11 protein-coding genes are annotated in these 11966 nt (G+C 52.8%); all 11 read right to left on the minus strand.

Going from position 1 to position 11966, the window contains the following annotated elements; genetic code table 11:
• Window positions 1-100: 100 nt before the first annotated feature.
• The gene (locus ABWO67_RS07745; protein ID WP_353149901.1) at window positions 101-1369 is read right to left on the minus strand and encodes a TRAP transporter large permease; all 1269 of its coding nucleotides are present in this window, start codon (window positions 1367-1369) and stop codon (window positions 101-103) included.
• A complete protein-coding gene (locus ABWO67_RS07750; protein ID WP_353149903.1) occupies window positions 1366-1995 on the minus strand; it encodes a TRAP transporter small permease in 630 nt (209 codons plus the stop codon). The genes ABWO67_RS07745 and ABWO67_RS07750 overlap by 4 nt, the downstream gene beginning before the upstream one ends.
• Complete coding sequence (dctP, locus tag ABWO67_RS07755) at window positions 1985-2989, minus strand: TRAP transporter substrate-binding protein DctP (RefSeq protein ID WP_353149905.1); 1005 nt, start codon at window positions 2987-2989, stop codon at window positions 1985-1987. Before dctP ends, ABWO67_RS07750 begins: the two co-directional genes overlap by 11 nt.
• A gap of 44 nt (window positions 2990-3033) precedes the next feature.
• On the minus strand, window positions 3034-4641 hold the full coding sequence (locus ABWO67_RS07760; protein WP_353149908.1) for an amidase: 1608 nt from the start codon (window positions 4639-4641) through the stop codon (window positions 3034-3036).
• A 129-nt stretch (window positions 4642-4770) separates the two neighbouring features.
• Window positions 4771-5595 carry an HpcH/HpaI aldolase/citrate lyase family protein gene (locus ABWO67_RS07765; RefSeq protein WP_353149911.1) on the minus strand — a complete coding sequence of 275 codons (825 nt, stop codon included), beginning with the start codon at window positions 5593-5595 and terminating at the stop codon, window positions 4771-4773.
• Between the two features lie 65 nt (window positions 5596-5660).
• Window positions 5661-6416 (minus strand): GntR family transcriptional regulator, encoded by a 756-nt coding sequence (locus ABWO67_RS07770; RefSeq protein ID WP_353149914.1) that lies wholly within the window; start codon window positions 6414-6416, stop codon window positions 5661-5663.
• A gap of 70 nt (window positions 6417-6486) precedes the next feature.
• Entirely contained in the window at window positions 6487-7695 is a 1209-nt protein-coding gene (locus ABWO67_RS07775) for a CaiB/BaiF CoA transferase family protein (RefSeq protein ID WP_353149917.1), read from the minus strand.
• Window positions 7692-8855: an acyl-CoA dehydrogenase family protein gene (locus ABWO67_RS07780; RefSeq protein ID WP_353149920.1), complete on the minus strand. Its 1164-nt coding sequence runs from the start codon at window positions 8853-8855 to the stop codon at window positions 7692-7694. The genes ABWO67_RS07775 and ABWO67_RS07780 overlap by 4 nt, the downstream gene beginning before the upstream one ends.
• Before the next feature lie 14 nt (window positions 8856-8869).
• The gene (locus ABWO67_RS07785; protein WP_353149923.1) at window positions 8870-10258 is read right to left on the minus strand and encodes an MmgE/PrpD family protein; all 1389 of its coding nucleotides are present in this window, start codon (window positions 10256-10258) and stop codon (window positions 8870-8872) included.
• Window positions 10258-11235, minus strand: coding sequence for a Bug family tripartite tricarboxylate transporter substrate binding protein (locus tag ABWO67_RS07790; protein ID WP_353149926.1), 978 nt, complete (start codon window positions 11233-11235; stop codon window positions 10258-10260). The genes ABWO67_RS07785 and ABWO67_RS07790 overlap by 1 nt, the downstream gene beginning before the upstream one ends.
• 42 nt (window positions 11236-11277) lie before the next feature.
• Window positions 11278-11784, minus strand: coding sequence for a MaoC family dehydratase (locus tag ABWO67_RS07795; protein WP_353149929.1), 507 nt, complete (start codon window positions 11782-11784; stop codon window positions 11278-11280).
• Between the last annotated feature and the right edge of the window lie 182 nt (window positions 11785-11966).

Genomic DNA, 11966 nt, shown 5'->3' on the forward strand with positions numbered 1-11966 from the left:
GAACAAAAAACCCGCAAAGTCGCTGTTCAACTTTGCGGGGCAGTTTATTTAGTCAGCCTCATACCTCTATCGGAATACTCAATCACCTGACCTCACACGACTATAAAAGCACCAAAGAAATGGCAGGTACAAAAGTAATCAAACCCAGACACAACAACCGCGTAAAGTAGAACGGCATCACGCCTTTGACGACCTCTTCAAGCGGGATCTTGGCGATGCCGCTCATAACAAAGAGATTCAAGCCGATTGGCGGTGTGAGCGTTGCAATCTCGACATTAGCCACCATGATTACTGCGAAGTGGATGGGATTAATGCCAAGGTGTATTGCCATTGGAAATAACAAAGGTGCCGTCAGAACAATCATAGCGACGCCATCCAGGAACATTCCCAATACAAGCAGCACAATATTGGCCAGAATCAGGAATTGCCATGGAGTCATCTCCAAGCTTTCCATTAGCCCGATAAGCGATGATGTAGCGCCCATGCGCGCCAGGACGAACCCAAGAAGGCTACCGCCCATGACCACTGCAAAAATCATTGCAGTTTGCAGGATGGAGTCTTGCGCTGCGCTCCATACTGCCCCGAGATTCATTGTGCGATAAACCAGCGTGCACAAGATAACGGCATACGCTGCTGCGACGGCAGATACTTCCGTAGGCGTAAAAATCCCAAGGTAGATGCTTCCGAAGATCAGCACTGGCATCGACAATGCGCCACCAGCCCCCGGAAGCCGTTTGGCAAACCCCTTGAAATCAGGTTTGTGAGTCGTAGAACCATACCCATTCTTTCGCGCCAGAAAAACTGTCGTCATCAACAATAGCGCGGCCTCCATCAGGCCAGGTATTACGCCGGCGATAAACAGTTTATCAACGGGTATGCCCACGATAGAACCGATGAGGATGAAACCGAGAGACGGAGGAATCATCAGGCCTAAGGTTCCACCAACCGCCACCAGAGCCGCAGAAAAGCGCGGCGGGTACGATTCGCGCTTTAGTCCGTCGACTGCCGCTGCGCCAATCGCGGCTGAAGATCCAACGCTGGAGCCCGAAACAGCAGCAAAAAACACGCAGGACAACATCACCGTGACAGCAAGCCCGCCGCGGATGCAGCGCACGATGCTGCCAATAAGCTCGATAATCACTTCGACAATATTGCCTCGCATCATCACGTTGCCCATCAGCACGAACATGGGAATAGCCATGAGCGGGTAGCTGTCGATAGACCGGAACGCCGTTTGTGCGATTACCGTGATTGGCACGTTATCCATTGAGAAAACCAGGCCGCTTGAAACGAGCCCCATGACGATGGCCGCGTGAAAGCCCAGGGCCAGCATAGCCAGCAAGCCCCCAACAGAAAGTAGCAACGTCATAGTTGTGCTCCTCGGGCGGCCTCTAGCACCACGTCGTCACCTGCAGACGATACACTGGGCATGAAAGGATCGACTCCGCAAAGTGCGTAGGCTGCAGCCCAGGCGTAGTACACGAACAACAGCATTGCGCCGATCGGCATGGCGAGGAAAATGATCCACATCGGCATTTGAAGGTTTGATTCGGACAACATATTCATCGTGTAGTAACGCTGCACCTGCGCGATAGAGGCGTAGCCCACAATGGCGGCAAAAGCCATGCCCGCTGCGCTCGAGAGCACCCAGCAAGCCTTCTGCAGCCATTCTGGGAGCCGTTGAACGAGCAGTTCTGTGCGTATGTGGTATTGACGAAAGCCGGCAATACCAAGCGTCAGGAAAATCGCCCAGACCATCAGGTAACGAACCGATTCCTCGGCCCAGAAATAACTCACGTTCAGGAAGAAGCGGCTCAGACCTTCAACAACCATAATGCAAGTCGCCGTCAGGGCCATTGCTGTCGCGATCGCAAGAATCAACCTGGACATCAGGCCAAGGCGAGTGATATCTAGGCTTTTGGCCCGAGATCTGTTCGTGTAAAGACCTTGCCCCATGCCCTTATCCAAAACAGCTACGTGAGTGTCAGCTGGCATCGCTCAAGCACTCCTTCTTCAAGCCTTCGACGTTTCTTACGACCTCCACATGTTTCTTAAGGAAAGGAGCATTTGCCGCAACAAAGCGCTCTTCAATCTGCTTCACCTCAGCAGGCTCCATGGTCCGGTAAGTACCACCCTGATCGACCATTTGCTTTATCAGTTGCTGATCCTTGGTAACGGTTTCCTTCCATTGGCGTTCGATAATTTCATCAAGCACTTCTTGTATGACTTTGCGATGCGCTGCTGGCAAGCCATCCAGCCATGCTTTATCGACGACCACCGCAGAGGTTGCCAGCGCCATTCCCGGTACATAGGTACCGAATTTTGCAGTATTTCCGAGTACGTCGACCCAGCCAGCCGGGGACGTCATGACACCGTCGATAGCGCCCTGCGACAACGCCGCGGACATTTCAGAAGCGGACATCGAAATGGGGCTGGCGTCGATAGAGCGCATGGCATCCAGCATTAGCTGACCACCTACAATCCGAATTTTTTTACCCTTGAGCTCATTGATGCTCTTCACATCGGTATTACGCATGATGTAGATCAGATCGGCAGTACGAAGAAAGCCGAGAATTTCCATGCCTTTCGGTTCCAGATATCCGGAGATCTGTTTCCTGAACCCTTCGGCAAAGCATTTATTCGTCATTTCTTTCTCCGACATGGTGAACGGCAGACTGATGATGCCGGTGCGCACATCGATGGATTCCAGACGGGACGACACTGGCCAAACCATATGCACGGAACCGGTGCCTATCGCAGCCAGGCCTTCGCGATCGTTATACAGTTGTGCAGCTGGGAAATATTTCCCTTGAACTTCGTCATTCGTCCTTTTAGCGACTTCGGTAATAAACTGGGCAATATATGGGCTAGGATTTGTTGCGTTAGGAATCTCGCTGGTGATGACCATTTCAACTGCGCCGGCCTGGGCAGTCCACAAAATTCCTGCGGCAGCAAAACAACTGGCAAAAAAACTTTTTTTCGATTTCATGATGTCTCCTCTATTGCGGGAATATCCGCTATTCGTTTGAATCGCTAGCTGAGTGGGCGCTGCGTCGTTGCCGTATGCCAGTCGCTATGCTGCTGAAAAATATGCCCTAAAGCCAATATGCGTTCTTCAGCCAAAGGCGCGCCAATGAACTGCACGCCCAATGGAAGACCTTTGGCGCCTACGCCAGCAGGTACCGAAAGCGCAGGTACACCCAGATAGTTAATGCCTCTTGTCCAATACGACAGCAGCGAAAAGTTCTTTTCGAGCTGCCGTTCGTCAGTACCGACTGTATTGGCGACGCATGGCGCCACATCCGGGGCGACGGGAAGCATAAGCACATCGACATTACCCAGCGTCTGTTCCATGAATGTCTTGAGTAAAGGGGTGCGCAAACGCAAGGTATCGTAGTAATCCATGCCGCCCGTCAACAGTCCGCGCGAGAGCCTGCGTCTTACCTGGCGGCCATAGCGGTCAGCCTGCGTTGTAAGCCAGCCTCGATGTATGGCCGCAGATTCGGACGCAAGCATTACAGAAGAAAGACGGCCCAGGAGATCAAGGTCAGGCAAAGCTACCTCTACACATCGGACGCCAAGGTCTTTGAGCAACTGCGTCGTTTCATCGAAGACCCTGAGCATATCCGCTGATAAGGCTGGCCCTTGGGCTAGTCGGGGAATTCCAACAACAAACTCGGAAGCGGGAACCTTCCAGTCCGGGATGATGGGCTGCGCAGACAAACATGTCGGGTCGAGAGGATCAGGTCCGGCCATCGCCGCGTATGCCCAGGCAACGACCTGAACTGAACTTCCAAGCGGGCCAAGACAATCAAGGCTGGGGCATAAAGGCATTGCACCGGCGACACTAATGCGATGCTGCGTCGGTTTCAGGCCGGTGACGCCACAAAGCGCGGCGGGCAAACGGACCGATCCGCCTGTGTCTGACCCGATGGCAAGCGGCACATGCCCAGCACCTACCGACATACCGGCGCCACTGGAGCTTCCCCCTGATACATGCTCGTCGTTCCATGGATTACGGCCTGGCCCGTAATTGGCATTAAACCCAGTAGGCGACATTGCAAATTCGGCCATATGTTGCGTGCCAAGAACGACCACACCGGCCCGCTCCAGTCTTTGTACAGCGGTTGCTGTCTGTGTGGCTGGCGGCAAATGCGTACGGAGTATCCCACCCCAACCCGCAACCCTCCCTTCCTGCTCCAGCATATCTTTCAGTCCGGCAGGCATCCCATGGAGCGGGCTACGCACGTGACCTTGCATACGCTCGGAATCGAGCTGTTGGGCGCGGGAAAGTGCCGAGCCGGCATATACCTCACGCCAGGCAAGCGAACCGGGGGCAATGGTATCTATCCGTGAAATAGCGTCGCGTACCCATTCCTCACTATTGCGGGCCTGGTCGGCGCCTGCGCAGGTGTTTGGCAAAGCGCCTGAGCCTGGCAATGGAGGACGGGCGCATTCCTGCATGCTGACAGAGAACGGCTCGGCAATCTGCAGCATGCTAAGGCTGCCTGCCGCATCGGCAACCGCCTGCGACAAATCTTCCGCAGCGGCCAGTACGTCCCCCAGATCGTCGGGTGGAATTGCCTGGCCTTGCTGAGCCAACAATAACCTTGTCGCTTCTATACGCGCGTCGATACTCACCTTTGCTCCTCTATCGTTGATATTTTAAATACTTTATCACTTTGTACGGATAAATGTACAATTAAATTTATCCAGACATCAATGCCAGTTTCTATTTTTTAAACAAGTTTTTCGCTCCGACAGGGAGGCTTATTTTTCCTGGAAAGCATCCAGAATCTTCGCGGCTTTTATATGCAACGGTTTGTCGATTAGCTTTCCATCTACCGCTATTGCGCCAAGACCACCTGCTTCAACTGCGGCGACAACACGGTGTGCCCAGGCGATCTCCTCGGGGTCGGGCGCGTATCCGATGTTGACTGCGTCAACCTGGGCAGGATGAATACATAGTTTTGCACCGAAGCCAAATCGACGAGATCGCCGCACATCGTTGGCTAACATCTCGGTATTTTTCAAATCAGTACTCACGCCATCGACGGGCGCGGCCAGACCGGCCAGCCGGGAGTTCAAGACCAAGCTGGAACGAACAAAGTCCAGCTCTTCCTGCTCGCCCCTAATTCCAGCATCCACGCAAAAGTCCACTGATCCAAATGCCAGCCTTGCCACATTGGTGGACTGGGCGATCTGGCGCATATTGTCCCAACCCCGAACAGTTTCAATCAACGGCACGATTTGCTGATGACGGGAAATCGAGCCGGCCAAGGCGGAAATGGTCTCGGAAAGCTCTGCCTTTGGCAGCATCGCGCCAGCCAGGCTGGCTTGACCAAGAGCCCTGCAATCGTCCTCGAACCACTTGCTCGTAACATCGTTGATGCGAACGATGACGCGACGATTAACGGCATCTCCCCTGCCCTGCAACCAATCGAGCACGGCATCGCGCGCCGCAGCTTTGTTGTCGGGCGATACCGCATCCTCAAGATCCAGAATAATGATATCTGCCGCAGTATTCACGGCCTTTTCAAAACGCTCTGGCCTGTCGCCCGGTACAAACAGGAAGCTTTTCGCTCTCTGCAACATAAACAAAAACCCCTGATTTAAGTTAATGGCTTAACCGATCACGCTCTCGGGCCAGACAAAGATGCTCAGCCCTCGACACGCCACTCTCGCTGAAACACTGAACGATAGGAGAACCGCTCCGCAGCGTGCGTGCTGACAGCGCATTCGATCAGGTCACCCTTGCGGTTACGGTAGTTTCGGGTAATTTTCAATCCAGCAGTACCCGGCGCCACAGATAGCGCATTTGCGATATCTTCGTCGAGTACAACTGCCTCAATATCTTGTTCCACCATCGCAATAGACTCCCCAAACTGCTCCTCAATAAGAGAATGGATGGCCTGGTGCAATGACTTGTTCAAGCCTTTAACCGAACGGAAAGCCGGGCAGATCCATATTTTCGTCTCAGCGATGGGCAACTTGCTGGTGGGCGCATAACGTTTGCCTGAAAGAAATAGCCAGGTTTCCCCCTGGGAAACATCCAATGCCTGGGCTAAGGCTTGATCGGCAACCACCATTTCTTTATGTTCAATCTTCAAAGAAGTATCAGTGGCATATTGGTACAAGTCATTGACTGCGCCCATATTCTGACGGTAGGTGCTTTGAACCTCTTTGGCAATCACCCGGGTGCCGATACCCGGGTGTCGCGTGACAATGCCCAGGTGCACCAGCCGCTTAAACGCTTCACGCGCGGTAAAGCGGCTGACACCAAATTGATTACAAACTTCGTGCTCGGTAGGCAGCAATGTGCCCACTTTATATACGCCAGCCTCAATTTCGTCGAATAACGTCTGGGCCAGCTGTAAGTACTTCGGTTGAGCAACATTTACGATAGAAGTCGCCATATGATCCATTTCCCTTTGCTTTGTAGCGCCACCGAGTTTTAGCACAACATAAGCGCGCTACAAAGCCAGGTCACACTACTGCTGTCTTAACGAAATGCTCGATCTGCTCATTGGTAAACCCAGCTTCGCGCAGTATCTCTGCGTTATGTTCACCCATTGAAGGCGCTGGCCGATTCGGATGCATTCCGGCACGGATCGGCGAAGCAACAGTACGAACTTTTGCGGTTGGGTGATCCAGCTCAAGAATACGGTTCTGCTCTTGAACAAAATCACTTTCCAGCGCCTGACGCACGTCATAGACCGGGGCAGCTGGAACCGCACCGGCAAATACAGACATCCACTCATCTGTCGTCCGCTCAGATAACGCCTCGTCAATATCTTTATTTACCGTTTCGCGATTGGCAAGGCGGTTCGTAAAGTTCTTGTATTCTTCTTTGACAATCCATTCAGGCCTGCCCAGTTTCTCACAAAGGTTGCCCCAAAACTTTTCCTTGTTGCACATAAGGAAAATCCAGCCGTCCTTCGTCCGGTAAAGCTGGCTTGGTGTGAGCGACGGATGGCTTGAGCGCGGCTCGCGTTCAAGGACATGCCCAGTATTGAGATACCACGTGGCCACATAAGCCAAGTTATGTAGTGCAACGTCGAATAACGACACGTCTACATCGCGGCCAACCCCGGTCGACCGGGCGCTAAGAATGCCGGCAAGCAGGCCTAGTGCGGCTGTGGTTCCGGTCATCAGGTCAATAATGGATAAGCCCATGCGCACGGGCGGGCCGTTTGGCTCACCCGTTACGGACAAATAACCCGCTTCGGCCTGCATAAGATAATCGTAGCCAGGCCAGGAAGTACGCGAACCCTCACGACCATAGGCAGACAAATGACCGCAAACGATTTTCGGATTCGCTGCTTTTAGCGCGTTGTAATCAAGACCAAGCTTTGACGGCAAGTCGCCGCGCAAATTATTAAAGACGGCATCCGCATCTTTAGCAAGACGAGCAAGTATCTGCTTGCCGTCATCCGTCTTCAGATTGACCGTAATACTCTTCTTATTACGATTGAATGATTGATAAAACTGGCTATCGTTCTCGCCAAAATAGTGTGGGCCAACGTGACGGCCTACATCGCCGCCATCACTCCTGCTCTCAATCTTGATCACTTCAGCGCCCAGATCAGCCAAGTGCTGCGTACCAAAAGGGCCGGCGCCATACTGTTCCACAGCAATAATCCTTATGCCTTCCAGGAGCAGCGGTTGGCCAGAGCGGTTCAATTCAGTGCTCATACCTTGTTTCTCTCGATCAGTTGCTTGGCAATAATGATGCGCTGCATCTCATTTGTACCCTCGCCAATAACAAGCAAGGGCGCATCGCGATATAGACGTTCGATGTTGTATTCCTTGGAATAGCCGTATCCGCCGAAGATACGCATCGCTTCGTGCGCATTTTCAAATCCGGCTTCAGTAGCCATATATTTCGCCATGCCCGCTTCCATATCACAGCGCTCGCCCCGGTCATAAGCCGCTGCGGCGGCATAAACCAGCAAGCGCGACGCTTGCGTCCGAGTTGCCATTTCGCCCAGCTTGAGTTGAATGGCCTGATGCTCGCATATCGGCTTACCGAAGGTTTTCCGGGTTTGGGCGTACACAACCGCCTCGTCCAGGGCCGCCTGGGCAATACCCAAGCCCCGGGCCGCCACGTTGATGCGTCCCAGTTCGAGCCCACTCAATACTTGCTGCAAGCCGCGGCCTTCAATGCCACCGATCAAGCAGTCTTCTGGCACCTCGTAATCATCGAAGTTCAAGGCACACGTGTCGATCCCCTTGTAGCCCAGCTTGTCGAGTTTCTTGCTGACGGTAAACCCTTTGCCTTTTTCAGCAATGAACAGGCTCATGCCCTTGTGCCGTGGAGTCGCTTCAGTATCCGTCTTGACCAACAACGCCAGGCAGTTGCCATACATGCTATTGGTAATCCACATTTTGGAGCCATTGATGACGTACTTGTCACCATGCTTGACGGCTGTGGTTCGGATCGCCTGCAAGTCTGTTCCGCAATCCGCCTCTGTCAGCCCTACGCCGCCGCGTAATTCACCGCTGGCAAAGCGCGGAAGGTACTCGCGCTTTTGCGCTTCAGTACCCGACCGCTGCACAGCCATCGCCATGATGAGGTGCGAGTTGATAATGCCCGAGATGGACATCCATACACCGGACATACGTTCAATGATTTTCGCGTAAGTAACCGTGGAGAGGCCCAGACCACCGTATTCTGGATCGATAATGCAGCCAAACAATCCCATCTCTTTCATTTTCTCCACAATCTCTGTGGGATAGGTATCGTTGTACTCAAGCTCGTGCACATGAGGCTTGACCTCGACGGCGAGAAATCGGTCGAGCATGTCAAGGATCAGATTTTCCTGATCGTCATCGTGGGGTTGGGAACGCATCATATTTTATCCGTTGCTCAGTTAAGAAATGTCATTAGATCGGTCGTCGTATGCTGCTCGATATTCTCGAGGCATGACCTGATCTGACCCGCGCGATCTGCTGAAAGAACGCCTTCTACGTTCTCCATATACTTGATAACAACGTCGTCATTGCTGATGGGGCGGCCTTCAGCCCCCCGATTCACCGCCTCGCGGTGACTATGGACAGAGCCATCATTCAGTTCGACGACAACTTCACCTGAGTAATAACGAGGGAAGTCCGCATCGGGATCAGCCACGCAGGAAACTTTCTCGGCCAGGGCCAACGTGATGGGATCGGTATATGCGCTAACGTCGAGCGCCGCCAGGTTAAATCGACCAAACCGAAGACCTACGGCCACTGAATAAGGAATACTGAATTGGGCGTCGTAGCTGTTCGCCGGACGCTTCTTGGACGCAATCGGTTCGCAGACTGTTTTCATCACGCCTTCCGGCACCTTGGCCGTGATGTGTTTGATGTGATTGATATTGATGGCATTGCGAATGATAGAAGCTGCGTCGGTGCATGCATGCGTAAAATGGCATGCGGGCATAGGCTTGACAGCGATATTCAGCGTTTCCCATTTGGCGCCCAAAGATGAAACGATCTCGCCAAGATCGCGTAGCTCTCGTTCAGCACCAAGATGGCTTTTATAAAGACCGAATCGGCCTTCGTAAGTAGCCTTGGGCCCAATAAAACCGTACTTGGCCATAGTTACCGCAGTAATGGCGGCGTTGGCTGCCCAGCCCGGATGCAGGCGTTTGGTCCAGGCGCCATCCTGAAGGAACTCCAGACTGCCTGACGCCATAGATAGCACAATCCCTTGAGCATGCGTCAATTGATCCACAGTCAGCTTTTGCAGCCAGCCTGCGGCAACCGTGCAGGCAAATGCACCTATCAGGCCAGTAGGATGGAACCCTACCTGGTGAAAACCTCCGTTAGCGACGGAACCCAAGCGAGTCGCCACTTCCAAGCCTAATACATAGGCAGTGAGAAGGTCTTTACCCGAAGCCCTTGAGACTACGCCCTGGGACAGAACGGCCGGCAAGATCGATGCTGTCGCGTGGATGACACCCTCCGGGTGGGTATCGTCATAATCGAGCCCATGAACCAGTACACCGTTCGTGACGGCGGCATCGCGCGGCGACAGGGAAACGCCCATACCAATGACGGGAACCTGTCGATCACCCGATGACAACTCTTGAAATGCGGCCAGGCTTACCTTTGCAAAGTCGTACTGCGTTGAGGCGAATGCGATGCCGATTGCATCAATCATCAAATACTTCGCCCGGGTACAGACTTCCTGAGGGATGCTTTCAAACGAAAAAGATAGTGCTTTTTCGCTAATTAGCTTGGAACTAAAAGTATGTTGGTTAGTAATCGTCATTAATCGACCTTCGCTCCGGATAACTCAACGGCGATATGCCATTTTTTTATTTCTTGCTGAATGTAGGTAGTGAACTCCGCTGGCGTTGACAGGACCACTTGCGAACCAAGTCCGTTCAGCGCTTGTTTTACGTCTTCGTCGCGCCAGTTGGAGTCCAGCGCTTTATAAAGTGTCTGAATAATTTCGTCCGGCGTACCTTTGGGTGCAACCAAGCCCACCCATGCCGGCGCGTTAAGTTCCCCAATGCCTGCTTCCTTGCCCGTAGGGACATCAGGTGCCGCCGCTACCCGCTTATCACTAAGCACAGCCAGGATTCGCAGCTTGCCATTTTCCGCACTGGGAAGAAGCGCCGGGCCGGTATCGACCATGACTGACGTTTGTCCGCCGATCAAATCGACGACCGCCGCTGGACTGCCTTTGTACGGAATGTGTTGAAGATCGAGATTTAACTCGTGTTTCAACAATTCCATTGCCAAGTGGCTGGTTACGCCATTACCGGCCGATGCGTAGTCAAGCTTGCCAGGAGTTGCATGCACTTTTTCAACAAACTCTTTGGCGGTCTTGACTGGAAGTTTGGGCCCAACTGCCAGGAACAATGGCACTTCGGCGACCTCTGAAATGGGCTGAAGGTCGCGCATGACATCGTAAGGAATCTTGGCGTACAAACTAGGATTTATCGCCAATGGACCGCTGGAACTCACCAGCAAGGTGTAGCCGTCTGGTGTTGCACGAATAACCTCCATAGTGCCAATGATGCCGCCAGCTCCAGGTTTGTTTTCTACAATAATGGATTGCTTGAGCGACTCTTGGAGTTTTTTCGCGACCAGTCTCGCAATAATGTCCGTCGCCTGCCCTGCCGGAAAGCCGACCACAATCCTGATTGGCTTGCTCGGATAGGCATCGGCGGCAGACGCAGCAGTTATGCCAGTCACTGCGTATACAAAGCCTGCAAGCACCACCGCAACCATTTTCCCCATACTGTTGTCTCCTGGAATAGTTATTTTCCTGGTTGGATAAACTTACAAATCGTCGACGCCAAACCCCAACTTCGACACGAGGAACACGCGATCAAACGTCATGATCTGATCACCTTTCTGATTGAATGCCTTGCTGCGTACAGTGACAATGCCCTGCGTTGGGCGAGATTTCGACTCGCGTTTTTCCAGCACCTCGGACTCCGCATAAAGGGTGTCGCCGGCAAAAACCGGATTAGTCAGCGTGATGTCCTTCCAGCCAAGATTGGCGACAGCCTGGGCGCTTACGTCGTTTACCGTCATCCCCAGCACCACGGCGACTGTCAAACCACTGCTCACTAAAAGCTGACCGAACTCGCTTTTTTCAGCGTAAGCCTTGTCACAGTGCATGGGGTGGGAGTTCATCGTTAACAATGAGAACTGAATGTTGTCAGCATCGGTGAGGGTACGCCCCGGGCGGTGCTCGTAGATATCCCCGACGTTGAACTCTTCAAAATAACGACCATAACGGGCCCGGTAACGGTTTTCCGATTTCAAAGTAGGCGTAAGCATGGATCCTCCTAAATGTTTGTTTGTCCGTACAATGTGATAAATAATAAATATTATCGAATAGGATGTCAACCAGATAGAAAAATTATTACGAGGCTCAGCAACTCGGCTGTACGAAGATGATACGGACAACAAAAAACCCGCAAAGCATTTAGCTGTGCGGGTTTTGTAGACTTCTATGTGCT

Source organism: Pollutimonas bauzanensis (assembly GCF_040393045.1).
GTDB lineage: Bacteria > Pseudomonadota > Gammaproteobacteria > Burkholderiales > Burkholderiaceae_B > Pollutimonas > Pollutimonas bauzanensis_A.

Excerpts from the sequence above, each read along its gene's own strand:
- ABWO67_RS07770 (WP_353149914.1), bottom strand. The coding sequence starts at position 6,416 with ATGGCGACTTCTATCGTAAATGTTGCTCAACCGAAGTACTTACAGCTG.
- ABWO67_RS07790 (WP_353149926.1), bottom strand. The coding sequence starts at position 11,235 with ATGGGGAAAATGGTTGCGGTGGTGCTTGCAGGCTTTGTATACGCAGTG.
- ABWO67_RS07775 (WP_353149917.1), bottom strand. The coding sequence starts at position 7,695 with ATGAGCACTGAATTGAACCGCTCTGGCCAACCGCTGCTCCTGGAAGGC.
- ABWO67_RS07745 (WP_353149901.1), bottom strand. The coding sequence starts at position 1,369 with ATGACGTTGCTACTTTCTGTTGGGGGCTTGCTGGCTATGCTGGCCCTG.
- ABWO67_RS07780 (WP_353149920.1), bottom strand. The coding sequence starts at position 8,855 with ATGATGCGTTCCCAACCCCACGATGACGATCAGGAAAATCTGATCCTT.
- ABWO67_RS07765 (WP_353149911.1), bottom strand. The coding sequence starts at position 5,595 with ATGTTGCAGAGAGCGAAAAGCTTCCTGTTTGTACCGGGCGACAGGCCA.
- ABWO67_RS07795 (WP_353149929.1), bottom strand. The coding sequence starts at position 11,784 with ATGCTTACGCCTACTTTGAAATCGGAAAACCGTTACCGGGCCCGTTAT.
- dctP (WP_353149905.1), bottom strand. The coding sequence starts at position 2,989 with ATGAAATCGAAAAAAAGTTTTTTTGCCAGTTGTTTTGCTGCCGCAGGA.
- ABWO67_RS07750 (WP_353149903.1), bottom strand. The coding sequence starts at position 1,995 with ATGCCAGCTGACACTCACGTAGCTGTTTTGGATAAGGGCATGGGGCAA.
- ABWO67_RS07785 (WP_353149923.1), bottom strand. The coding sequence starts at position 10,258 with ATGACGATTACTAACCAACATACTTTTAGTTCCAAGCTAATTAGCGAA.